This is a genomic window from Streptomyces sp. MMCC 100 (assembly GCF_041538145.2).
Classification (GTDB): Bacteria; Actinomycetota; Actinomycetes; order Streptomycetales; family Streptomycetaceae; genus Streptomyces.
Genome location: NZ_JBGORK020000001.1, coordinates 3525204 through 3547508, shown reverse-complemented (window position 1 = coordinate 3547508; position 22305 = coordinate 3525204). Strand labels below are relative to the sequence as shown.

At 70.4% G+C, this 22305-nt stretch carries 22 protein-coding genes; 3 read left to right on the top strand and 19 right to left on the bottom strand.

The genetic code is table 11. The features are described from left to right. Nucleotides 1-298: 298 nt before the first annotated feature. The 6 genes from ABS735_RS16500 to ABS735_RS16475 all read right to left on the bottom strand — a co-directional run bounded on the left by ABS735_RS16500 (nucleotide 299) and on the right by ABS735_RS16475 (nucleotide 5312). Nucleotides 299-1561 (bottom strand): LLM class flavin-dependent oxidoreductase, encoded by a 1263-nt coding sequence (locus tag ABS735_RS16500; RefSeq protein WP_373905414.1) that lies wholly within the window; start codon nucleotides 1559-1561, stop codon nucleotides 299-301. Nucleotides 1562-1622: 61 nt separating this feature from the next. Then, nucleotides 1623-1760, bottom strand: a complete 138-nt coding sequence (locus ABS735_RS16495; protein WP_373905415.1) for a hypothetical protein — start codon at nucleotides 1758-1760, stop codon at nucleotides 1623-1625. Nucleotides 1761-1812: 52 nt separating this feature from the next. Next, on the bottom strand, nucleotides 1813-2619 hold the full coding sequence (locus ABS735_RS16490) for an alpha/beta fold hydrolase (protein ID WP_373905416.1): 807 nt from the start codon (nucleotides 2617-2619) through the stop codon (nucleotides 1813-1815). Nucleotides 2620-2710: 91 nt separating this feature from the next. Beyond that, the gene (locus tag ABS735_RS16485; protein WP_373905417.1) at nucleotides 2711-3472 is read right to left on the bottom strand and encodes an amino acid ABC transporter ATP-binding protein; all 762 of its coding nucleotides are present in this window, start codon (nucleotides 3470-3472) and stop codon (nucleotides 2711-2713) included. After that, the gene (locus tag ABS735_RS16480) at nucleotides 3469-4413 is read right to left on the bottom strand and encodes an amino acid ABC transporter permease (protein WP_373905418.1); all 945 of its coding nucleotides are present in this window, start codon (nucleotides 4411-4413) and stop codon (nucleotides 3469-3471) included. The genes ABS735_RS16485 and ABS735_RS16480 overlap by 4 nt, the downstream gene beginning before the upstream one ends. Beyond that, nucleotides 4410-5312 (bottom strand): transporter substrate-binding domain-containing protein, encoded by a 903-nt coding sequence (locus ABS735_RS16475; protein WP_373905419.1) that lies wholly within the window; start codon nucleotides 5310-5312, stop codon nucleotides 4410-4412. Before ABS735_RS16475 ends, ABS735_RS16480 begins: the two co-directional genes overlap by 4 nt. 341 nt (nucleotides 5313-5653) lie before the next feature. On the opposite strand from ABS735_RS16475, the gene ABS735_RS16470 reads away from it, so the two are divergent. Beyond that, nucleotides 5654-7123, top strand: coding sequence for an aldehyde dehydrogenase family protein (locus ABS735_RS16470; RefSeq protein ID WP_373905420.1), 1470 nt, complete (start codon nucleotides 5654-5656; stop codon nucleotides 7121-7123). 92 nt (nucleotides 7124-7215) lie between these two features. Here ABS735_RS16470 and ABS735_RS16465 read toward each other — a convergent pair whose 3' ends face one another. The 10 genes from ABS735_RS16465 to ABS735_RS16420 form a co-directional block, all read right to left on the bottom strand. Then, a complete protein-coding gene (locus ABS735_RS16465) occupies nucleotides 7216-7593 on the bottom strand; it encodes a RidA family protein (protein ID WP_373905421.1) in 378 nt (125 codons plus the stop codon). A 14-nt stretch (nucleotides 7594-7607) separates the two neighbouring features. Further along, nucleotides 7608-7985, bottom strand: a complete 378-nt coding sequence (locus ABS735_RS16460) for a RidA family protein (RefSeq protein ID WP_373905422.1) — start codon at nucleotides 7983-7985, stop codon at nucleotides 7608-7610. Continuing rightward, nucleotides 7982-8431, bottom strand: coding sequence for a RidA family protein (locus ABS735_RS16455; protein ID WP_373905423.1), 450 nt, complete (start codon nucleotides 8429-8431; stop codon nucleotides 7982-7984). Before ABS735_RS16455 ends, ABS735_RS16460 begins: the two co-directional genes overlap by 4 nt. Beyond that, nucleotides 8428-9597, bottom strand: a complete 1170-nt coding sequence (locus ABS735_RS16450) for an LLM class flavin-dependent oxidoreductase (RefSeq protein ID WP_373905424.1) — start codon at nucleotides 9595-9597, stop codon at nucleotides 8428-8430. The genes ABS735_RS16455 and ABS735_RS16450 overlap by 4 nt, the downstream gene beginning before the upstream one ends. Before the next feature lie 270 nt (nucleotides 9598-9867). Further along, the gene (locus tag ABS735_RS16445) at nucleotides 9868-11385 is read right to left on the bottom strand and encodes a GMC family oxidoreductase (protein ID WP_373905425.1); all 1518 of its coding nucleotides are present in this window, start codon (nucleotides 11383-11385) and stop codon (nucleotides 9868-9870) included. A 41-nt stretch (nucleotides 11386-11426) separates the two neighbouring features. Next, nucleotides 11427-11921, bottom strand: a complete 495-nt coding sequence (locus tag ABS735_RS16440; RefSeq protein WP_373905426.1) for an NADPH-dependent FMN reductase — start codon at nucleotides 11919-11921, stop codon at nucleotides 11427-11429. Nucleotides 11922-12015: 94 nt separating this feature from the next. Then, on the bottom strand, nucleotides 12016-13599 hold the full coding sequence (locus ABS735_RS16435) for an ABC transporter substrate-binding protein (RefSeq protein WP_373905427.1): 1584 nt from the start codon (nucleotides 13597-13599) through the stop codon (nucleotides 12016-12018). Between the two features lie 105 nt (nucleotides 13600-13704). Next, the gene (locus ABS735_RS16430; protein ID WP_373905428.1) at nucleotides 13705-15519 is read right to left on the bottom strand and encodes an ABC transporter ATP-binding protein; all 1815 of its coding nucleotides are present in this window, start codon (nucleotides 15517-15519) and stop codon (nucleotides 13705-13707) included. Nucleotides 15520-15521: 2 nt separating this feature from the next. After that, nucleotides 15522-16463, bottom strand: coding sequence for an ABC transporter permease (locus tag ABS735_RS16425; protein ID WP_373905429.1), 942 nt, complete (start codon nucleotides 16461-16463; stop codon nucleotides 15522-15524). Further along, complete coding sequence (locus tag ABS735_RS16420; RefSeq protein ID WP_373905430.1) at nucleotides 16460-17413, bottom strand: ABC transporter permease; 954 nt, start codon at nucleotides 17411-17413, stop codon at nucleotides 16460-16462. Before ABS735_RS16420 ends, ABS735_RS16425 begins: the two co-directional genes overlap by 4 nt. Nucleotides 17414-17803: 390 nt before the next feature. Here ABS735_RS16420 and ABS735_RS16415 point away from each other — a divergent pair, with 390 nt between their 5' ends. Next, on the top strand, nucleotides 17804-18310 hold the full coding sequence (locus tag ABS735_RS16415) for a riboflavin kinase (protein ID WP_373905431.1): 507 nt from the start codon (nucleotides 17804-17806) through the stop codon (nucleotides 18308-18310). Beyond that, a complete protein-coding gene (locus ABS735_RS16410) occupies nucleotides 18307-18552 on the top strand; it encodes a hypothetical protein (protein WP_373905432.1) in 246 nt (81 codons plus the stop codon). Before ABS735_RS16415 ends, ABS735_RS16410 begins: the two co-directional genes overlap by 4 nt. 60 nt (nucleotides 18553-18612) lie before the next feature. Here ABS735_RS16410 and ABS735_RS16405 read toward each other — a convergent pair whose 3' ends face one another. From ABS735_RS16405 to ABS735_RS16395, 3 genes are all read right to left on the bottom strand, one after another. Further along, nucleotides 18613-19614, bottom strand: coding sequence for an acyl-CoA dehydrogenase family protein (locus tag ABS735_RS16405; RefSeq protein WP_373905433.1), 1002 nt, complete (start codon nucleotides 19612-19614; stop codon nucleotides 18613-18615). Continuing rightward, the gene (locus tag ABS735_RS16400) at nucleotides 19611-20732 is read right to left on the bottom strand and encodes an acyl-CoA dehydrogenase family protein (protein ID WP_373905434.1); all 1122 of its coding nucleotides are present in this window, start codon (nucleotides 20730-20732) and stop codon (nucleotides 19611-19613) included. Before ABS735_RS16400 ends, ABS735_RS16405 begins: the two co-directional genes overlap by 4 nt. Before the next feature lie 349 nt (nucleotides 20733-21081). After that, nucleotides 21082-22266 (bottom strand): thiolase family protein, encoded by a 1185-nt coding sequence (locus ABS735_RS16395; protein ID WP_373905435.1) that lies wholly within the window; start codon nucleotides 22264-22266, stop codon nucleotides 21082-21084. Nucleotides 22267-22305 lie beyond the last annotated feature (39 nt).

Below are 22305 nucleotides of genomic sequence, written 5' to 3'. Positions count from 1 at the left end.
GACGACGCTCACGCCAGCATCCATGGGGCGGGCGGCGGGATCGATCCGTGCAACTACGTATCCACTACGTATCCTGCGCGGCTACGCGGTCACCGCGCCGAGCAGTGCCCGGCGCGGTGTCGACGACATGCGAGAGCGCGTCGCCGGCGGGGGGCGACGCGCAGGTGCGGTGCCGGGGGTGCCCGCGGTCGAAGGACACGGCCCGCGACATGCGTGTGCCGCCGTGTCCGCCCGGGGTCGGACGGACACGGCGGCATGGCGGTGTCAGAGGTTTTGTGCGCCGGAGGGGGCGAGCCCGCTAGGCCGGGTTCTGGTGGTAGCCGCGTGCACGGAGCAGCGGGATCACGTGCTCCCGCATCTGCCGCACGCCCTTCAGCGGATCGAAGAAGCACAACGCGACCTGTTCCACGCCGGCTTCGTAGAGGTCGATCAACTGGTCGGCCACCGAGTCGTACGATCCGAAGAGCCGGTACGCACCCATGCCCAGGCCCAAGCTCTCGTAGAACTTCTGCCCGATACCGAGATAGGGGTCCCGCTTCACCTCCTCCGTACGCGCGATGCCCACCTTGGCGCTGTCGAGCTGCTGACGCTCGCTGTTGAGAACGTGCCCGGCGCGAACCAGCCAGGTCTGCAGGGCGTCGTCGTCGATCTGGCTCTTCATCCACTCCACGGTGTCGGCGGCCTCGGCGTCGGAGTCCTCCATCACCACGTAGCACATGGCACAGACGCGCGCCCGTCTGCCGTGCTCCGCCGCCATGTCGTGGATCTTCTTCGCCCGCCTGGCATAGCCTTCGACGTCATTGTCCTGAGAGGTGATGAAGAGCGCGTCGCACTGCCGCGTGGCGTAGTCGAGACCGATGTCCGAGCCCGCCGCCGCGATCAGCAGGGGCCGCGGCCTGCTCGTCGCGCGCGGGTTGACCTGGGCGCCGTACATGGTGAAGTACTCGCCCTCGAAGTCGACGGGTTCGTCGGACGTCCACAGGTACTTCAGGGCCGTCGTGAACTCGTCGGCGATCGCGTAGCGCACCTGCTGCGACGGCGGGCCGTCGAGGCCGAACTGTGCGTAGTCGGCGGCGTTCGACCCGGCGACGATGTTGACGCCGAGCCGGCCCGCCGATATGTGGTCGATGCCGGCCGTCATCTTGCCGATGAGCAACGGATGGAACGCGTACCCGACGTGGATCGTCGTGTAGATGCCGAGGCGGTCGGTGACGGCGGCGGAGCCGGTCGCGGCGGTGGCGAAATCCAGCTGGGCGTCGTTCCAGCCGGTGGCGCCCCCGTAGCCGCTCCACATGCCGTACTGCAACTGGCTGTCGAACCCGGAGCGCTCGGCCTCCTTCAGCAGCCTGGACGCCGTCGGCCACTGCCAGAAGTCCTGGTGCCGCTGCGGGTCGCTCAGCACCGCCCTGCTCGCCGACAGCCCGTTGCGGACGTTCCAGGCGAACAGGGAGAGGTGGAGGTGGTTCTCCCGTGAGACCAGTGGCTGACCACCCGGGTCGAACGGCCCGCGCAGGACCTCGGCCCGCACACCCCGGCGCCTGCCGGCTGGACGGTTGTTCATGGCGTTCCTCCGTAGCGTCGACCCACCGGTCGGTTGGATGTTTCGCAGGGAAGGCCCCCGTCTACCCGTCGTGCACGAGCCCGGGGAAGGCGTAGTGGGGCTTGCTGCACACGACGGCCGTCTCGCACACCTCGTCGGTGTCGCCGCGGGCGCCGTGCACGTCGGTGGCCCGCACCACGAGCGGGTGTCGTTCGGTCATCCCGTCCTGCCTCTTCACGCGTGCGTGACCGCGCCCGTGCCCGGCGGCCCGGTCACCCGGCGGCCTCGCCGGCTCGGCCGCGCCGCCCGGAGTCGGGCGCCAGCAGGAAGTCCTCGACCGCGCTCGCGGTCTCCTCGTAGGCCGATGTCAGCACCGCGTGCAGCCCCGGCACCTCGACCACGCGGGCGAGGTGCGGCTCGTACGCCTTGCGCTGCTCGGGGGTCACCAGTGCGAAGGCCGGCGCGTAGAGCATCATCGTCGGCACGGTGATCGTCTCCGGCGGTGGAGCCGCCCGGGCGAACTCGCTGAAGATCGACACGATGGCGCTCTGGCAGGTACGGCGCCGGACCCGGCCGTCCTCGCAGGTCTCGAAGTGCCCCTCGAGGTCGGCGATGTAGCGCTCGGTGTCGATGTCGCCCGTGTTCTCGCGGCCCGCGACGAACGCCTCGAGCGAATCCCAGACGCCGCCCAGGCGTTCCTGTTCCGCGCGGTGCATCGCCAGCTCCGGGTCGATGTGGATCACCGGTTCGAGCACTGCCGCCCTGCGCACCCTTTCGGGGAACCGGGCGATCAGCTCCAGCATGAGCCTGCCGCCGAAGGACACGCCGACCCAGTCCGGCTGCTCCAGGCCGAGGATGTCGATCGTCTCGATGATGTCGTCGACGTAGGTGCCGTGGGTCCACGGCGGCTCCCAGCCGGAGTCGCCGTGGCCCCGCAGGTCGAAGGCGATGACCCGGAAGTGCCTGCCCCAGCGGTCCTCCGCGACATGCCGGAAGTTGCCGTGGTGGCCTCCGACGCCGTGCACACAGACCAGCGGGGGTCCGGACCGGTCGCCCCACTCGGTCGTCCTGAGCTGCATGCGTCTCCCTTGTTCGTCGGTGGGCGGATTGCCGTGCGTTGCCGGACGTCCGCGGCCGGGCCGTTCACCGGTGCCGGGGCGTCCCTTCCGGTCAGAGCACCCGGCGCAGGAAGGTGCGGGTGCGTTCTTCGCGCGGGTTCTCCAGGACCTCGGCGGGCGAACCCTGTTCGACGACGACGCCGCCGTCCATGAAGACCACCCGGTCGGCGACCTCCCGGGCGAACTCGATCTCGTGGGTGACGATCAGCATCGTCAGTCCCTGATCGGCCACGCCACGGATGACTTCGAGGACTTCCCCCACGAGCTCGGGGTCGAGGGCGCTCGTCGGCTCGTCGAAGAGAATGACGCTCGGATCGATGGCCAGCGCCCGCGCGATCGCCACCCGCTGCTGTTCACCGCCCGAGAGCTGGCGGGGGTACTTGTCGGCCTTGTCGGCCAGCCCGACGCGTTCGAGGAGTTCCCGGCTGCGCTCCCGGGCGTCCGACCGGGACCGTTTGTGCACGGTCACCGGGGCGAAACTCACGTTCTGTTCCGCGGTCATGTGTGCGTAGAGGTTGAAGTGCTGGAACACCATGCCGATCGAAGAGCGCTGGCGGCTCAGCTCACGGCCGCGCATCTCGTGCAGCCTTCCTCCGCGTTCGGAGTACCCGACCGGTTCCCCGTCGACCAGGAGCCGGCCTCCGTTGATCCGCTCCAGGTGGTTGACGCATCGCAGGAACGTGCTCTTGCCGGCACCGGACGGACCGATCAGGCAGACCACCTCGCCGGCTGCCACGTCGAGCGTGATGTCCTCCAGTACCCGGGTGCTGCCGTAGTGCTTCCGTACGGACCGGGCGGAAATCATGGGTGTCATCGACGCTTCGCCCACCTTCCCCGAACGTCCGTGAGGATCCGCTCGGCCAGAGTCGATGTCGTGGCCCGCTGGGCACCGCGTGCGAAGCGCTTCTCGAGGAAGTGCTGACCGGTGCTGAGGACGGTGGTCATGAACAGGTACCAGATCGCGGCCACGACGAGCAGGGGAATGACCTGGTAGGTCCGGTTGTACACGTCGCTCGCGCTGCGCAGCAGCTCGGAGTAGGAGACCACGCTCGCCAGCGAGGTGAACTTCAGCATGCCGATCAGTTCGTTGCCGGTCGGCGGGATGATGACTCTCATCGCCTGGGGCAGGACGATGTGGCGCAGGGTGCGGAACCGGCTCAGACCATAGGCCGTCGCCGCGTCCGACTGGCCTTCGTCGACCGACAGGATGCCCGCCCGCACGATCTCCGAGTAGTACGCGGCGAAGTTCAGGCCCAGCCCGAGGAGGGCGGCGAGGAACGGCGTCATCACCCGGTTGGTGTCCACGTCGAACCCGAGGGCGCCGACTCCGACCTCGAAGCCGGGGAAGATCGACGACAGGTTGAACCAGAAGATGAGCTGGACGAGCGTGGGCGTTCCGCGGAAGAACCACTGGTACAGCGACGCCACACCCGTCAGGACCGGGTTCGGCGAGAGCCGCATCACCGCCACCAGGGTCCCCAGCACCATGCCGAGGGCCATGCTCAGCACCGTCATGACGACGGTGCCCTTGACACCCGCCAGGACCTCGGAACTGAACAGGTACTCCCCGACGACGTTCCACTCCATCGTCTCCGTCGTCGCCAGGACCCAGGCCATCCAGGCGAGCGCCAGAACGACTCCCCCGGCGCACACCCATCGCCACGGATACCGTCGCGGAACGACCGGCGGGTCCGCCGTGTCGTCCCACCCCTGCCGCGTCTCGGCCTCGTCGGCCGCTGTCCCACTCGCCGTCACCGTGACTCCACCGCCTCCGTGTTGACCCGAGGGGGAATGAGCGCCGCGTCACCGGTGCCTGCTTCCCGCATCAGCTCCTGCCACCGGCCTTCCTCGATCAGCTCCTGGATCGCCTGGACGAGGGCCGCACGCAGTCCCGCATCCCCCTTGGGCAGGATCCAGCCCTCGTAGTTGTCGCCCGGCACGGCCACGAGAGGCTGCAGCACCTCGAGCTTCTCGTTCCGCCGGACCGTGTACTTCGCGACCGCCGGTGCCTGGAGGGTGAGGTCGGTACGACCGTTCTCCAGCGACAGGAACGCCTGTCCCGGGTCGGTGAAGGTGAGTACCTTCAGACGCGGCTTGCCTTGCTTCTCGCACTGCTCCGCCAGGTACTTGGCGACCGTGAGCTGGTAACTGCCGGCCTCCTCGCCTCCCGTGAGACCGCAGGCGTTGCCGGGGTCGACGTTCTTCGGGTTGCCCTTGAGAACCACGGCCCGCATGCCACTGCGGGAGAGGTCGAGGAAGTCCACCTGCTTCCGGCGCTCCACCGTGTCCTGGAAACTGCCGACCAGGACGTCGTTGCGCCTGTTGAGGATCGAGGGGATCATCGCCTCGAACGCCAGGGTGTGGAACCGGATCTCGATCCCGAGCTTGTCTCCCACAGCCCTCATGAGGGTGGGGTCGGTGCCGACGACCTTCCCGTTCTCCAGGTAGGTGATGGGCGCGTAGGGAACGAACACCCCCACGTCGATCGCGCCCTTGCTCCTGATGTCCGCCGGCAACCGGGCGTGCGACGCGCCGCTCTTCGAGTCGCTTCCCGCGCCGGTCGAGTCGGCCGTCTTGACCGAGCACCCCGAGGCCGCGAGGGCCAGGACCGCGGCCACGGCGACGGCGAGGCGCGTTGCATGCTTGCGGGTCACGTTTCCTCCACCTGGCACGGATGCTTCGAGTGGTTCGGGTGGTCGACCGTCGACCGTAGACCGTTACAGACGAACCGGTCGGTCGGTAACTGGAGTATCAAGACACCTTCGATCCGCGTCAAGGGCCTGGGGGGCGCCAAACAGCGGCAAAGTGAGCGACGTTGACACGTCATGACCGCCCACTTAGCATTCCGACCGGTTGGAATTGAGTGCCGCAGGGCTCGCAGGGACACTGCCCGCCGCGACCGCGCGTTTGCCCGTCGTCCCGCCGACCCGCCCCGTGTGTGCGCCGTCCATCCGTTCCCACGACCAGTGCTGGCTGCAAGAGGGGTGTCACGTTGATGAGAACCGTGCAACATACGCCGGTCGAAGCCGGGCCGTTCATCGGCGGCCGATTCGTGGAGTCGGCCGGGCACGAGCGGCAGGACACCGTCAGCCCGGCGACCGGACAGGTGGTGGGCAGCTTCGCTCTCGGCCTCCCGGGCGACGTCGATCGAGCCGTCACCGCGGCACGTGACGCCTTCGCCTCGTGGTCGGCCCTCACCGTCTTCGACCGCTGCCGCTTCCTGGAGCGGCTGATCGAGGAGATCGAGAACCGCCGGGAGGAACTCGCCCGTCTGCTCGCCCTGGAACAGGGCAAGCCGTACCGGTGGGAAGCACTGCCCGAAATCGACGAGACCGTCTCGAACATCCGCGTGGCGATCGAGCTCGCGAAGTATCTCGAGGGCTCGATGCCCCAGCTGGCGAACCCTCGCAAGCGTGCCTTCGTGTACCGCGTGCCGCGGGGGGTCGTCGCCGCCATCCAGCCATGGAACTTCCCGCTGGGCACCGCTTCGGCCCAGATCGCGCCCGCCCTGGTCACCGGCAACACGGTGGTGGCGCTCCCGGCGCCTTCCACGACCCTGATCGAGTACGAGTGGGCACGTTGCTTCGAGGCGGCCGGCTTCCCGCCGGGCGTCTTCAACCTGGTGACCGGTCAGGGCCCGGTCGTCGGTGACGCGATGACCGCGCACCCCGATGTCCAGGTGGTCGCCTTCACCGGGTCGGTCGCCACGGGCCGGCGCATCGCCGCACGGGCGAGCGGCAAGGCCCAGCTGATCGAACTCGGTGGCAACGGTCCCGTGGTCCTGCTGGACGACGCCGACCTGGACGTCGTGCTCCCGGACGCACTGCGCTCGACCTACGGTGCGGCCGGCCAGTCCTGCACCGCGTCCGGCCGCTTCCTGGTGCACGACGCGCTCTACGACGAGTTCGCCACCCGCCTCACCGAGGCCGTCCGGCGCGAGGTCACGCTGGGCCTGCCCTTCGACGACGACACCACCATGGGCCCGGTGAACAACGCCCCGCTGGCCGAGAAGCTGGACAGACACGTCGGCACGGCCCTCGACGAGGGCGCGGTGGTGCTGACCGGCGGCGGCCGCGCGAAGGGCTTCCCGACGGACCTGTACTGGGAGCCGACGGTACTCACGGACGTCACGGAGTCGATGGCCGTCGCCGTCGAGGAGACCTTCGGCCCCATCGCACCGCTGCAGCGCATCTCGTCCGGGGCCGAAGCACTGGAGCTCATGCACAAGTCGCCGTACGGGCTGTGCGCGGCCGTCTACACCAGGGACGTCGCACGCGGCCTCCGCTTCGCCGAGAAGGCACCGTCCGGCCTGGTCAACGTCAATGCCGGGCCGGGTGACACGGAGACCCATCTTCCGTTCGGCGGCAGGGCGGGGAAGCTGAGCGGAACCGGCAAGATCCTCGGGCGCTATCCGATGGAGGACGTCTTCACGGAGCTGAAGCTCGTCTCGGTCGTCCTGGGCTGACCGCGGCGGACGTGGCACGCCCGACACCCGAACGCCGTCTGCCTGGAGCACCCTCCTCAGGGTGCTCCAGGCAGACTCGTTTCCCGCGGTCCCTACCGGGCCGCCACGGCGTCCAGCAGCACCCGGGCCTCGCCGGCCAGCCCGCCCACCTGGGTGATGCGGACCGGATAAGGCCCCGGGGCGAGTACGTCGTCGAAGGTCTGCCAGAACTCGGCACGGTCGGAATCGTCGGTCAGGTAGCAGTTCACCTTCACGAGGTCGCCGAGCGTGCAGCCGGCGTCCGCCAGGGTCTGCCGCAGCCGTTCCAGGCAGATGCGTGTCTCGTCGGCGATCGTCGCCGCTTCCGGGACCCGCGCCAGCCCCGGCAGGTCGAGGGCCGAGGCGTCGGCGTAGACCAGGTCGCCGACGTCGACGCCGGCCGGGAAGGGGACCTCGCCGGACCGGAAGGGTCCGGGCAGGAATGTCTTCATCTGTTCTCCTCCGATCAGGCCGGCTTGCGCCGGGCGGCGATCGCGTCGATCTGTACCCGGCAGTCACCGGGCAGGCCGATGACGAACAGCGCGCGCGAGGGGTACGGGCCCGGCGCGAGGAGGTCGCGGTACGCGTAGGCGAACTCCAGGCGGTACTTCTCCTCGCTCACCCAGCAGGTGACCTTGGTCAGGTCCTTCAGGGTGAGCCCGGCTTCGGCGAGGGTCCTCTCGATGCGCCGAAGACACACGCGCACTTCGTCGTGCAGGGACGCGGCCTCGGGGACCCGGCGCATCGTGGCCGGGTCGACGGCCGACGCCGCGGTGAAGACGAATCGATCCGTCACCGCTCCGGCGGACGGCCCCCCGGTGCCGGACCTGATCAGCTCCTTCATCGCCCGTCCTCCCGCGGTGTCACGGCCATGACCTCGAACTCGACCCTGCAGTCCCCGGCGAGACCGGCGACCAGGGTGATGCGCTTGGGGCAGGGACCCGGCGCGAAGATCTCCTCCAGGGTCCGCCAGGTCTCGGCGATGTACTCCTGGGCGGACACGTAGCAGGTCATCTTGGCGATGTCCCGCAACGTGCCGCCCGCGCGTTCGAGGGTCGCCCTGACCGAGTCGAAGCAGATCCGGGTCTCGTCCGCGACGCTCCTGGCATCCGCGACGCGCGAGAGCGTCGTGAGGTCGATGGCCATGGCGCCGGCGAACAGCCGATCACCGGCCAGCGCCGCGCCACCGAGTCCCAGCTTGTCCATCCTCTCCCGGTCCGCCGTCGGCGCGACCAGGAAGGTGGTTCCCGCGCTGCCGTTCTCCTTCGCCGACATGTTCACCTCCGTCATGACTGGGCCGATCCGCCGGACCGCGACGTGACTTCGTTGCCCGTGGCGCGGCGGACGCGCGGGACGACCTCCTCGGCCATCAGCCGCATGCTGCGGTCGAGTGCCTCGGCCGGCGCGTGTCCCAGACCGAGCATGAAGTGGTCCCAGCCCTCTTCGTCGTGCAGGCGCACCATCCGCTCGACCACCGAGTCCGGGGTGCCGACGAACAGGTAGTCGCGCTCCATCATGAGGTCGAAGCCCGTCATGGCCTGCAGCCCGGGGTCCTCCGGATCCTCGTCCACGTCGAGCCACGCCCCGAGGCCGCGTACGCGCTTGATCACCTCGAAGCGGCCGTTGACGAACTCCTCGATCTCCTTGCGCGCCTCCTGCTCGCTCTCGGCGACGAAGAACTCGCGGACCGCCGGAGCCACCTTGGAGACGTGGCCCGGTCGGCCCACCTCGGCCGCTTCCTCGTCGTATGCCTCGTTGAGGGCGCGCAGCTTCTTCCCGGCCGGGTGCGAGCTGATGACGCCCATCCCCTGACGGGCGGCGAGGCGGAACCCCTCGGTCTGCTGGGAGACGGCGTACAGGGGCGGCATGGGCTTCTGTACGGGCTGCGGAATGACGGGAAGCCCGGTGAGGTGACCGTTCTCGTCCTCGTAGTCCTTCAGGGCGTCCCCGCCCCAGGACGTCTCCGGCCAGGGGATCCGGTAGCGCTCGCCGTGCCAGCGGAACGGATCGCGCGTCCAGGCGCGCTTGACGATCTCCAGGTTCTCGGCGAAGATCGCGCGGCTCTTCTCCTCGTCGCGCCGGTCCGCCTCGGGGTTGAGGTTGACGATCTCGCCGCGCAGGATGCCCCGGCTGAAGGCGACGTCGACCCGGCCGCGACTGAAGTGGTCGAGCATCGCCAGGTCCTCGGCGAGGCGGACCGGGTGCCACAGGGGCAGCCCGATCGCCGCGATGCCCAGCCGCATGCGGGACGTGCGCGCGGCCAGGTCGGCGAGGAGCATGACCGGGTTGGGCAGTTGGTCGCTGCCCTCCGCGTCGAAGTGATGTTCACCCAGCCACAGCCCGGTGAAGCCCAGTTCGTCACCCAGTTCGGCCCGGCGCCGGGAATCGTCGAGAAGCTCACCCCACGGCCGTTTCCGTCCGCGATTCGACAGCACGTGCATGAGATCGAATCTCATCGTCACAACCTTTCTCGATCCGGCCATGTCGCATGGGCGGACGTGTCCGACGTGGTCGTAGTCGCCGGGCCCGTCGGGAAACGGCGACACCACGTGCACCGCGAAGAAGTCGGCCGGTGCGGCGGCGGGGGTCCGCTGTCACCTGCGCCGTACACGGGCGCGGCATCGCATCGTGCGGAGCTGCCGCGGCAATCGTTCCGACCGGTTGGTCTGTAGCGCAGGTTATCGGAGGCCTTCGTCGCGGATCAATACCCCCGTGCCGACAACTCGTCAGGCGTCCCCGCCGCGCAGCAGCCCGGCGGCCTTCTCCCCGATCATCACCGTGGTGGCGTTGGTGTTGCAGGACACGACCGTCGGCATCACCGAGGCGTCGGCCACCCGCAGCCCGGTGACACCGTTCACGCGCAGCCGGGGATCGACGACGGCATCGGGATCGGACCCCATACGACACGTACCGGACAGGTGGAAGTAGCTGCTCACGGTGGACCGGACCGCCTCTTCGAGCTCGGCGCCTTCCTTGCGCAGCATCAGCGAGGTCTCGGAGACCCCGCCCCATTCCTCGAAGACCCCGGAGCGCACGATCCGGTCGGTCTCCTCCACCGCTTCGATCAGCTGGTCCAGGTCGTGGCGCTCGCGCAGATACGCCGGGTCGATGAGAGGAGGCACAGTGGGGTCGGCACAGGCGAGTCGGACGCTTCCGCGGCTGTGCGGGCGCATATGGCCGATGAGGAAGGTGAACCCGTTCTCCACGGGCTGCTGCCACGGCATGCGGTAGTCACCGGCCATCACCGACAGTTGCAGGTCCGGACCGAGCTCGCCCGGACCGGTGCGGACGAAGAGGGTGGGTACGCCGCCGTCGTCCTGCGACGCCCGGACCGGCCGGGTGGCGCGATAGCGGATGCCGGCCAGCAGCACGTGGTCGGAGAGGTTGCGCCCCACCCCGGGGAGGTCCACCACCGGGGACAGGCCCAGTTCCGCCAGCTCGTCGGCGGGTCCGACGCCCGAGAGCAGCAGGAGCTGCGGCGAGGCGACCGCGCCACCGCACAGCACCACCTCGGCGGCGGCCGCGGCACGGCCCGGCACCCCGTCGCGCACGTACTCGACCCCGGTGCAGCGACCGGCCTCGATGGTCAGCCGCCGCACCACCGTGTGGGTGAGGACCGTCAGATTCGGCCGGGCCATGACCGGCCGCAGGTACGCGGATGCCGTGCTTTCGCGCCGGCCGTGCCGAATGAGCGCGTCGGCCCGGCCCACGCCGAGCATCTCCCCGGCGTTCAGGTCGTCGACCACCCGATGTCCCAGGCTGACCGCACCCTCCAGGTACGCCGTCCCCAGCGCGCCGGGCTTCCCGTCGGGACGCGGGTGCAGGGGGCCGCCCCGGCCCCGGTGCGCGGGATCACCGAGGGGCACGTCCTCCGAGCGTTTGAAGTACGGCAGGACGTCTTCGTACGCCCATTGACTCGCACCCAGGCCGGCCCACTCGTCGAAGTCGAGCCGGTGGCCGCGCAGATGGGCCATGCAGTTGATCGAGCCGGAGCCACCGAGCACCCTGCCGCGAGGCGCCGGGTGGACCCGGCCGGTACCCGGCTGCCACACCGTCTCGTACGCCCAGTCCGCCTCGCTCCCGAGCAGGGTCGACCAGGCGTCGGGCGTCTCCACGTCGGGCCGGCGCTCATCCCCGCCGGCCTCCAGGAGCAGCACCGAGACACCGGGGTCCTCGCTCAGGCGGGCGGCGACCACGCATCCGGCGCTGCCCCCGCCGACCACCACATAGTCGAACGTTCTCATCTCGTCCTCTCCCGTCCTCCCGTCCTCCCGCGCTCCCTGCCTCACTGGCCGGTCAGCCTCTTGACGACCTCTGACCAGCGCTGCGCGTAGGCGTCCAGGGCAGGGTCGGTGGTGTAGGCGGTGTCGAGCAGGTAGAGGCCGGGAAGCGCGCACACGGCGCCGAGTTCCGACAGGAGGGGACGCAGGGCCGTCTCCGGGGCAAGGGCGTGCGCGGGGTTGCCGCCGAGCATGAACGGGAGGGCGACGACTCCCGCCAGTGCGGTGTTGCCGGGGAACTGGTCGAGGAACAGCTTCAGCAGGCCGCTGTAGGTCGCCTTGAACGTCGGACTCCCCACCACCACCAGCGACGACGACTGGATGGTCGCCCTGGCCCCGGCCACGGCCGGGTCGTCCCCGCCGAGCAGGGCGGGCCCCAGCTCCGCCAGGTCGATGACGTGGTCGGGCTCGGCACCCGTGATCCGCTGCGCCACGAGGGTGGCGGCTGCCAGGGTGCGGGAGCCCGGGCGCGGGTTTCCGACGAGGACGCTGACGCTCATGAAGGGCCTCCGGGGCTCACTCGGGTTGATCTCTTCAAGGAGGTGGGCAGGTCACCCAGGGGGTGTGGAGCCGGCCTGATCCGAACGACACCCCCTAAGCCAGGGAGATCTCCTCCCAGTGGAAGCCGTTGAAGCCGACACCACAGGCGTCCGCGACGGGGCCGGTGAACTTCCGGCTGTGGGCGTCGGCGATGTCCCGGCGGCCCCACACGATCCACGGCCCCTCGTCGTAGACGACCCGGGACAGCTCCCGCATCAGCTCCGTGCTCTTCGAGCCGGAGGTGGCCAGGGCCTGCCGGTAGAGGGAGTTGACCTTCGGGTGGTCGAAGCCGGTGTTGTTGTAGGGGCCCGACGGCAGCCAGCAGTAGGAGGCGTTGTCGTAGATGGACTGGGTGAAGTTCCAGTCGTTCTTCAGCTGTGCGGTCCGGTAGCTGGCGCTGCCGTAGAACTGGGCGAGGTCGGCGACGACGTCCAGTTCGAGCTTGACGCCGGCGGCCTTCGCATGCTGGATCAACAGGGAGGCGGCGGTCTTGGCGCCCGGTTCGACGTCGCCGACGCGGAAGCGGACGGACATCCCCTCCTGTCCCGCGGCCTTCAGCAGGTGGCGGGCCTTCTCCAGGTCCTGTGCGCGCTGCGGGAGCGAGCTGTCGTACGTCGGGTCGTACCTGGCCCAGGAGCCGACGTCGTTGCCCACGTCGCCCAGACCGCCGAAGGCGACGTCGACCATCTGAGGACGGTCGACCATGAGCTTGAACGCCTGCCGGACGCGGTTGTCCTCGAACTGGGAGCCCTTGTCGCAGCGCATCGCGACGAACTGGAAGGCACCGGTGGGCGAGACCAGTACGTTCAGCTCACCGCGCTGCCGGAGCTGGGCGAGCTGGCTGGCCGGGACCCTGTCGATGCCGTCGATCTGCCGGCTCAACAGCGCGTTCACCCGGGCGACGTCCGCGTTGGCGAAACCCATCAGTTCGAGACTGTCGAGGTAGGGGCGCCCCTCCATCCAGTAGTTCTCGTTGCGTATCCCGACCCAGCGTTGTCCGGGTGTGAAGGCCTGCTGCTTGAACGGCCCCGTACCGACCGGCTTCCGCGGATCGAAACCGACCGGCACGATGCCCGCGGGCACCTCCGCGAAGCCTTCGCGGAGCATCGAGTTGGGGTACTTCAGCTTCAACCGCACCGTCCGCGCGTCGAGCTTGGTGAGCCGCTTCGGGTCGACCGAGTCGAGCAGTCCGGCGACGAAGCCCGGGTTCTCGGGGTCGAGGTTGCGGCGGATGGTGAAGATGACGTCGTCCGCGGTGAGCTGCTTGCCGTTGTGGAAGGTGACCCCGTCGCGCAGCCGGATCGTCCAGGTCGCGAGGTCGTCGCCCTCGGGGGTGAACTCCTCGGCGAGGGCGGGACGGGGTACCCAGTCGTGGTCGCGCCGCACCAGCGTGTCGGTGTAGGCGGCGGCCAGCGAAAAGGAGGAATTGCTGGCCTGGGGGTCCGTGGTGACGGTGCCGCCGAAGTCCGAGGGCGCGAAACGGAACGTACCGCCACGCTTGCGCGGGCCGGTCGGCGGCCCCGTGGGGCTGCTGACCGGGGCGGCGGATCCGCTGCAGCCGCTCAGGGCGAGGCCACTGGCGAGGGTCGCTCCGAGCAGGGCTCTGCGTGAGACGAACGGGCTGGGCAGGTTGCTCACGATCTTCACCTCTTGTGATGGTCGAACCGTTCGCAGGTGTCGAACCCTTCGCAGGCGCGGACACCGGGCGCCCTCCGTACCGAGGGCGCCGTTCGACGGGCGGGGTCAGGCGTGCAGGAGGCTGGGGGTGTCGCCCAGGAGTTGCCGCGTATAGGGGTCCTGGGGCCGGTCCAGGACGTGGTCGACCGGTCCCTGCTCGACGATCCGGCCCTCGTTGAGCACGACGACGCGATCGGCGATGGCGCGGACGACGGCCAGGTTGTGGGTGACGAAGAGCATCGTGAGTCCGCTGTCCGCGCACAGCCGCTTGAGCAGCAGCAGGATCGCCGACTGCACGGAGACGTCCAGCGCGGAGGTGATCTCGTCGCAGATCAGCATGGCCGGCGCGGTCGCCAGGGCCCGGGCGATGGTGACCCGCTGCCGCTCGCCGCCGCTGAGCTGGGCGGGGTACTTGTCGGTGGCGTCGGAGCCCAGGGCCACGTCGGCCAGCAGGCTCTCGACCCGTGGGGCAAGGGGGCCGCCGCCACCGCCCAGCACCCGCAGCGGCTGCTCGATCGAACGCCCCACGGTCTTGCGGGGGTTGAGTGCCTCCGAGGCGTTCTGGAAGATGTACTGCACCTCTCGCCGGTCGGCGGCGGACCGCTTGTGCGCTCCGAACGCCAGCCGTCGGCCGTCGACCGCCACCTCACCCGTCGCCTCGTCGTGCAGGCCTCCGAGACAGCGGGCCAGGGTCGTCTTGCCGCTGCCCGACTCCCCCACCAGCGCCGTGACGATGCCGCGCGCGACGGTGAGGTCGATCCCGTGGAGCACCTCCTTCCCGCCGTAGGAGGCTCGCAGGTCGCGCACCGCCAGATACCCCTCACGCGGTTCGCCTGCGGCTTCGTCGGGGGGCCCGCCGACCGCGGTGGGCTCCTCCGCCCGCCCGCCCCGCGCCGGGAGGGCGTCGGTCCGCCGGCACAGCGCCGTGTGGCCGTCGCCGACCCGGACCGGTTCGACCGGCTGCCGGCGGCATTCGGGTTCCACGAAGTCGCAGCGGTCGGCGAAGACACAGCCCTCGGGTCGCTCGTGCAGCGCGGATACGCGGCCTCGGATGGTGCGGATCTCCCGCCGTCGGTGCGGATCGGGGACGACGTCGAGCAGAGCCCGGCTGTACGGATGGGCCGCCCGCAGGGCCACTTCCCGAGCGGCGCCCACCTCGACGAGGCGACCGGCGTACATGACGGCGATCCGGTCCGCGAGGTCGGCGACGACCGCGAGGTCGTGGCTGACGTACACGGCCGCCGTCCGGTGCGACCGGCACAGCTCGCGGACGGTGCGCAGCACGTATGCCTGGGTGGTGACGTCGAGTCCGGTCGTCGGCTCGTCGAGGACGACGACCTTCGGCCGGCACAGGAACGACAGGGCCAGCACCACGCGCTGCTGCTGGCCGCCGGAGAGTTCGTGCGGGTAGCGCCTGAGGAAGTGGTTGTCGTTCGGCAGTCTCACCTCGTCGAGCACCTGCCGGATGCGCTCCAGGCGCTGCTGCCTGCTCGCCACACCGTGGACGGCGAGAGCCTCCTGCAGCTGTGCGCCGAGGCGCATGGCGGGGTTCAGCGAGGCACGCGGGTCCTGCGGGACGTACGAGATGACGCGGCCGCGGTAACGGCGCAACTCCCTGCGGTCCAGCGAGAGCAGGTCTACGCCGTCGACGACGATCTTCCCGGCGGTGATGGCGGTGCCGGTGCGTGCGTGGCCCAGCAGGGCCGATCCGACGGTGGTCTTGCCCGAGCCGGACTCGCCGATCAGGCCGAGGATCTCGCCGGGAGCCAGGCTGAAGCCGATGTCGCTCACCACGTTGACGGCGCCGCGTTCCAGGTCGACGGTGAGTCCCGCCACCTCGACGGCGGGGCCCTCGGCGTTCCGGTCGTCGTTGGTTCCCATGGTCACGCCTCCCGGCCGAGATCAAGACCGACGGCCCGGCCGAAGCTGTCGGTGAGGAGGTTGGCCCCCACGGTGACGATCGTGATGGCGAGCACGGGGAGCAGGACTGGCCAGGGGCTGCCGACGACGTTCGACTGGTTCTGGCTGATCATCATTCCCCAGTCGACCGCCGGGTCCTGGCGTCCGAAGCCCAGGTAGGCGAGTGAGGCGATCAGGCTGATCGAGTAGGTCAGTCGCAGGCCGAACTGCACGGTGAGCGGTGCGACGATGCTCGGCAGGATCTCGCCCGTGAGAATCCGCCGGCGGGGGACGCCGATCATCTCGCAGTACTGGACGAAGCCCCGGCCCGTCACGGCCAGGGTGGAGCTCTCGACGATGCGCGCCACGTAGGGCACGTGCGAGATCGCCACGGTGAGCAGGACCAGCCAGGGGCTGGTGCCGAGCAGTGACATGAACAGCAACGCGAGCAGCAGCGGCGGGAAGGAGAGCACCACGTCCAGCGAGCGCATGATCAGCTCGCCGCGGACACCGCGCCGGTAGCCGGCCACCAGTCCCAGCAGCATCCCGGTGCCCGAGCCGATCACGGTGGCCAGCAGCGACAGCAGCAGGATCACGGCCCCGCCGTGGAGGAAACGGCTGAGGACGTCGCGTCCGAGGAGCTCGGTGCCGAGCAGTGTGTCGCCGCCCGGGAGGGCGTACGGCGATCCGATGGTGACGGTCGGATCGTGTGGGCTGAACAACGGGCCGAGGAAGGCGATCCCCATCACCAGGAGCATGAGCACCAGGCCGATCCGCGCTCCGCGCAACCGGAGGGTACGGCGCAGGACGGCCCTGACGCCGTCGGCCGGCGCCTGCTTCCGGGGCGGTGCCGCGTTCCGCTTTCGGGCGGTCCCGGTGGTCGCACTCGCCGGTGCGGCGACCACGGTGTCGTCCGGAGGTGTCATCGGGTTCCTCCCCGCATGGTCGGCGTCATGGCGACCGTGCCGATGTCGGCCAGCAGGTTGACCAGGACGTAGAAGGCGGCGAGCAGCATCGCGACGGCCTGGATGACCGGCAGGTCCCGGCTGAGGACCGACGAGACGAAGGCCTGTCCGATGCCCGGGAACTGGAAGACGGACTCGACCACGACCACCCCGCCCGCCAGATAGGCGAGCGACTGGGCCACGACCTGGAAGGTCGGTCCGGCCATGTTCGGCAGCGCGTGCCGCAGCACCACACGGCGCTCGGACATCCCCTTGAGCCGTGCCATGGTCACGTACTCGCTCTCCAGCGCCTCGATCATGCAGGCCCGCACGGTGCGCACCACGTAGGGCAGCACCAGCAGGACAAGGGTCAGCGTCGGCAGCACGATCAGGTCGAGCTGCTGGAGGATCGAGCGCGAGGGATCGACGGGCGACACCGCCGGCAGCACCTGCGAGACGTTGGTCGCGAACAGCAGGACCAGCGCCACCCCGAGGACGAACTCCGGCAACGCGGAGATCACCAGCATCAGGACCGACGAGACGTGATCGGTCGCGCGATCCCTGCGGATGGCCGTCAGGATTCCCAGCACGACGGACAGGGGGATGGCGATCACGACCGTGGCGGCTATCAGCACCAGCGAGTTGGCCACCTGGTCGCCGATGAGCGAACCGACCGGGAACCCGGTGGCGAAGGAGACGCCGAGGCGCCCTTGAAGGATGTTGCCGAGCCAGTTGACGTACTGGGTGGGCAGGGGGTCGTTCAGGTGGTAGAGCTGCCGGAAACTCTCCAGGGCTGCCGGGGTCGCGTTCTTGCCGAGTTTGGCGACGGCCGCGTCACCGGGCAGGGCCTGGGTGGCCACGAAGACGATGACGGACACGACGAACAGCGAGACGACGGCGTAGAGAGAGCGCCACAGAATCATCTTCACCATCGGGCCACACTCCAGGAGATCCCGGATCGTCCTCGACGGCGCCGCACACGGACGGACTTCGGCTGAGCGGCTTGCAAGGGCCACCCCCACTTAGATACAGACCAGTCGGTCTCTGGTGCGACGACCGTAGCCACTCCTCAAAATGGCTGTCAACGCTCTGGCGCACTCCACATTTTCTCGGACGGACGCCCACGCGGGCGGGGCGATTCGGGCAAGCGCCCACCATTCCGTGCACGGGAGCGAAGGGGTCAACCCGCCACTCAGGCCCTTGACTCCAGCCACCCAGCCGGGAATCATCAATACCGACCAGTTGGTCTTTAGCTTCGACCGAAGACCTCCCTCACAGCGCAATCTGCGAATGTCTCCGTCTCGTCCAAGGGGGCCCCCGAAATGAACAGCATCGAACCGGAGAGCATCTCGACGGCCGCCACGGACAAGGGCTCACGTCGACGCGTGGTGCCGCAGGGCGGGATGCCGACGGACCTCTCCGCGCACGATCCCGCACTGGTCGTCACCGGTGTGGTCGGGCACGGCGACCGGCGCGGCCGGCTGCTGGGTTTCCCGACCGCGAACGTCGTCCTGGGCCCCGGCCCACACCGGCACGGCGTCTGGGCGGCCGTGGTGGTGACCGCCGACGGCCGCCACTGGGCGGCTGCGGTGTCCATCGGGCGCAGGAGCACGTTCTACGGCCGCGACGGCCAACTGCTGCTCGAAGCCCACCTCGTCGACGTCGAGGGTCTCGACCTGTACGGCGAGGAGATCTCGGTCTACCTCTGCGAGCGCATCCGGCCGCAGCGGCGGTTCGCCGACGTCGGCGACCTCAAGGACCAGTTGGCGCGGGATGTGCGCCATGCGCGCTCCTGGGCCACGGTCTCCTGCGCCGCGGACATCCGATGACCGCCCGCCGCCCGCCGCGCTGGGCGCTCGTGCGGGTCGCCGCCGCGCTGGAGGCTCAGCGGCGCGGCGAAACCCAGCGGTACGGCACGCAGAGCCGCGTCGACATCGGCGTACTCGCCCGCCGCCTCGGGCTGAGCCGCGGCCTCACCGCCGCCTGCCTCCGCGCGGCGGCCGACGCGTCGCCCATCACGTCGGAGCAGGACCGCGCCGCCGCGTCCACCGACGCGTCGCACACTGCGTGACGCCCGGTACGAGAGCGAGGCCGGCCCCGTGGCGGGGCCGGCCTCGCATCATGCCCCTGCTCAGGCCGGGGTCAGCAGGGCCCAGGTCTCCTCTTCGCCGAGGGCCACGGCGCGGTGGCCGAGGCTCTCCGCGCACTCGCGTTCGGAAGCCACCGCGTCGCGCCAGGCCCACAGCCGGCGGGTGAAGCGGTGCAGCGGGTACTCCTGCGTGATGCCCATGGCGCCGTGCAGCTGGTGGGCGATCCTGGCCACGGTGGTGGCCGCGGTCGCCGTCACGAGCCGGGCCGATTCGACCGCGAAGGGTGAGGGCCTGCCGCTGAGCGCCAGGGACAAGGCGGCGTCCGCCTGGAGCAGTTCGACCCGCATGAGGGCCAGGTTGCCGGCCACCGCGGGAATCTTCAGGAGCGGGCCGCCGAACTGGTGGCGCTCCGACACGTAGGTCTTGGTGAGCCGGAAGGCCCCGTGTGCCGCGCCCGTCACGGCCGCCGACCACAGCAGCGCCAGCCGGGCCCGCACCCGCTCCGTGTCGGGTCCCCCGTCCGCCGATGACGTGACCGGGACGCCGTCCAGCACCACCACGTCCCGGGGCTCCCCCGCCAGGTTCTCACCGGGGCGCACCTCGGCCGAGGGATGACCGAGGTCCACGAGCAGCGGGGCCGTGCCGGGCGCGCAGACGACCAGCAGTTCGCTGTCCCGGGCCCACGGGACACCCCGGAGCTCCGCCGTGACCGTTCCGGCGGCGGTGTCGAGGGGGTGGTCCGACAGGAAGAGGGTGGCGACCCGGTCCGTCAGTCCGGTGCCGTGGGCGATCACCCAGTCCGCCGTGGCGGTCTCGACGACCGGCAGGCTCACGCCGTTGCGGCCGAGGGCCCCGACGATGGCCGCCAGGTCCTCCAACGCTCCCCCGGAACCGCCCTGCTCTTCGGCGATGCCGACCCGGTGCAGGCCGAGTTCACGGGTCTGTTCCCACAGGGTCCGGCGCTCGTCCGCCGCACCCGTGGCGGCGTGTCCGCGGACCAGGTCGTCGACCAGGGCGCTCAGTTCCGTGGCGAGTTGGCTCATGAACGGGTCTCCTGCCGGGCGATGAGGGACAACAGGACTTCGGCCGAGCCGCCGCGGAGGCCGAAGCCCGGGGATGCGAGCAGAGCCTGACCGAGTACCGAGTCGGGAGCCGGTTCCCGGTACAGCTCCGTACGGCGCAGCGCCTCGATGACGTCACGCTCGAAGGTGTTGCCCAGGTACTTCAGCGCGGCGGCCTGCTGCACCGGGGCCTGCCCGCCGTCCATGGCGGTGGCGACGTCGAAGCAGAGCCGGCGCAGCACCGCCAGACGCGCGACCAGCGCGCCGAGCACGGCCTGGAGTTCCCGGTCGCTCTCGTACCGGGCCGACTGGTCGAGCAGGGCGATCAGCGCGGGATAGCTGGAGAGCACGCGCTCGGCGCCGCCGCGCTCGAAGGAGAGCTGCTCGACGACCTGCCGCCAGGCGCCGCCGACGCTGCCGAGCACCCGGCCGTCGGGCACGGCGACGTCCTCGAAGTGGACCTCGTTGAAGTGGTGTTCGCCGCTGAGGTCGTGGATCGGGGTGACGGTGACACCCGGCGCGTCCATGTCGACGACGAACTCGGTGAGCCCCTCGTGCCGGTTGCCGGTCTGCTCGCTGCGAGCCAGCAGGTAGATGTGCGTGGCGCGGTGGGCCTGGCTGGTCCAGATCTTGTGGCCGTTGATACGCCACCCGTCGCCGCTGCGCACGGCGGACGTGCGCACGGCCGCGAGGTCCGAGCCCGCCTCCGGCTCGCTCATGCCGAGACAGAAGACGGCGTCGCCGGTGGCGATGCGCGGCACGATCTCCCGCTGGAGCTCGGGGCTGCCGTGGCGGAGGATCGCGGGGCCGATCTGTCGGTCGCCGATCCAGTGGGCGGCGACGGGCGCGCCTGCGCGCAGCAGTTCCTCCGTCACGGCGAGGCGTTCCACATGGGTGCGGCCGGCGCCGCCCAGGTCCTTCGGGTAGGTCATGGCGACCAGCCCGCGTGCCGCCAGTTCCTTGCTGAAGTCCTGGTCGAAGGAGCGCAGCCAGGAGTCACTGCGCGGGGTGTAGCGGCCGGCCTCGCGCCAGGCGTCGGTCAGTTCTCTCACCTGTGCGCGCAGTGCCGCGCAGGTGTCGGTGGTCGGAGTGTGGTCCATGGTGACCTTTCGGGCGAGGCGGCAGGCGCCGGTGCCGGCGTCCGCTCTCGGCACCGGCCGGGGCATGCCCGCCTCGGGGACGGCGTCCGCGCCACCCCGAAGGCGGGAGGGCGGGACGCGGGAGTGGGATCCGGGCCCTGGGGCCCGTCCGGCGGATCAGGCCGCAGGAAGTGGACGGCGCCTGATCGGCGCAGGTGGGCGGGTTCTGGTGCGTCCGGATGCACGGCGGTTGGCGACGCTGAGCGCCGGCGACCGACGGCAGCGCCGCCGGAGGCAACGCCCACATCCCTCAGGCCGTGGGGAGGGCGTGCCGGCCCCCGCCGTCCGCGGCAGGATCCGCCGGACTGGCCTAGTCGCGTTCCAGGATCAGGGCGTTGGCCATGCCGCCCGCCTCGCAGACGGTCTGCAGTCCGTAGCGCTGACCGGCGTCCTCCATGGCGTGGAGCATCGTCGTCAGCAGGCGGCACCCGGTGGCACCGAGCGGGTGGCCGAGGGCGATGGCACCGCCACGGGGGTTGAGTGTGTCCTGTACCGCGTCCAGTTCGGCCTGCCAGGCCAGGGGCACCGGGGCGAAGGCCTCGTTCACCTCCACGTGGTCCATCTGCCGGAGCGTCAGCCCGGTGCGGGAAAGGATCTGCCGGGTGGCCCGGATCGGGCCGGTGAGCATCAGCAGCGGATCGTCACCGCAGGCGTAGAAGCCACGGAAGCGGGCGCGGGCCGGCAGCTTCAGCCTCCGGGCCATCCGCTCACTGGCGACCAGCACGGCGCTCGCGCCATCGGTCAGCTGGGAGGACGAGGCGGGTGTGATCCGCCAGTCGAGCTCGGGGAACCGCGCGGCGAACTCGTCGGTGCGGAAGGCCGGGCGCAGCGCGGCGATCGTCTCGGCCGTGGTGCCCGGCCGGATCGTCTCGTCGGCCTCGACGGGTGCCGGTGAGCCCGGCACCCGGACCGGCACGATCTCGCGTTCGAACGCGCCCGCTGCCGCCGCCTCTGCCGCCAGCCGATGGGACCGAGCGGCGAACTCGTCGAGCTGTTGCCTGGTCAACTTCCATTGCTGAGCGATGAGTTCCGCCGACACGCCCTGCGGGATCAGGCCGGGCGCATAGCGCTTGTCGACCGAGGGTCCGTGGATGTCCGCGCCCTGCCGGTTGGAGCCGATGGGGACGCGGCTCATCGACTCCACGCCGGCGACGACGACCAGGTCGTACCCGCCGGCCATGACCCCTTGCGCGGCGAACTGCAGCGCCTGCTGACTCGATCCGCATTTGCGCTCGACGGTCACGGCGGGAACGTGCTCCGGGTAACCGGCCGCGAGCCAGGCCATCCGGCCGACGTTCCCCGACTGCTCGGAGGACTGGGTGACGCATCCGACGAGCACGTCGTCGACCGTCGCGGGGTCCACGCCGGTGCGTTCGAGCAGTGCGCCGATGACCTGGGACAGGAGTTCGACCGGGTGGAGTCCGGCCAGGGCTCCGTCGGGCCGGGCGCGGCCCATCGGGGAGCGGACCGCGTCGATCACCACCGCCTGGTTCATGAATCCCCGCCTCCTTCGTCTTCGGCGGTGCCGTGGACG